This is a genomic window from Ruegeria sp. AG7 (assembly GCF_056541545.1).
Map to the genome: position 1 here is coordinate 1 of NZ_JBQFYP010000058.1, position 696 is coordinate 696.

Sequence of the window (696 nt, forward strand, 5' to 3'; positions counted from 1 at the left end):
CGCTAGGGTCAGGATTCATAACCAATAGATGACGGTTGCGGCCAGAGCGATGGCTGAGAGGAAGACCTTGGGACAGCGATCATAGCGTGTCGCCACACGCCGCCAGTCCTTGAGCCTGCCGAACATGATCTCGATGCGGTTGCGTCGTTTGTATCGGCGCTTGTCGTATTTGACCGGGGTCTTGCGTTGCTTTCTGCCGGGGATACAGGCGCGTATGCCTTTGTCTTTCAACGCGTCCCGGAACCAGTCGGCGTCATAGCCACGATCCCCGAGCAACCAGTCGACCTTTGGCAGGCTGCTGAGCAGCGCCCGCGCGCCGATGAAGTCGCTGACCTGGCCGGCGGTGACGAACAGGTTGAGCGGTCGCCCCTGGCTATCGCAGATGGCATGAAGTTTGGTGTTCATGCCGCCCTTGGTCCGACCGATCAGGCGTCCACGCCCCCCTTTTTCGCGGCCATGCTGGTCGCAGTGCGGTGTGCCTTCAAGTAGGTCGCATCGATCATCACGGTCTTTTCCTCGCCGTGTTCGGCAGCCAGGCCGACCATCATCTGCGCGAAGATGCCTTTCTCGCTCCAACGCTTCCATCGGCTGTACAGCGTCTTGTGGGGACCATATTCCCGCGGCGCATCCCGCCAGCGCAACCCATTGCGATTGATGAAGATAATCCCACTCAACACCCGTCTGTCATCGACCCGT

Annotated in this window: 1 protein-coding gene; it reads right to left on the minus strand. The window is 60.2% G+C overall.

All coding sequences use genetic code 11. The features are described from left to right. Positions 1 to 15 precede the first annotated feature (15 nt). A protein-coding gene (locus tag ACR0BF_RS20350) for an IS5 family transposase (RefSeq protein ID WP_480625673.1) occupies positions 16 to 696 on the minus strand; the annotation gives its coding sequence in 2 pieces (ribosomal slippage) (positions 16 to 449 and positions 449 to 696; 682 coding nt annotated over the 2 pieces). This gene is flagged as partial in the annotation.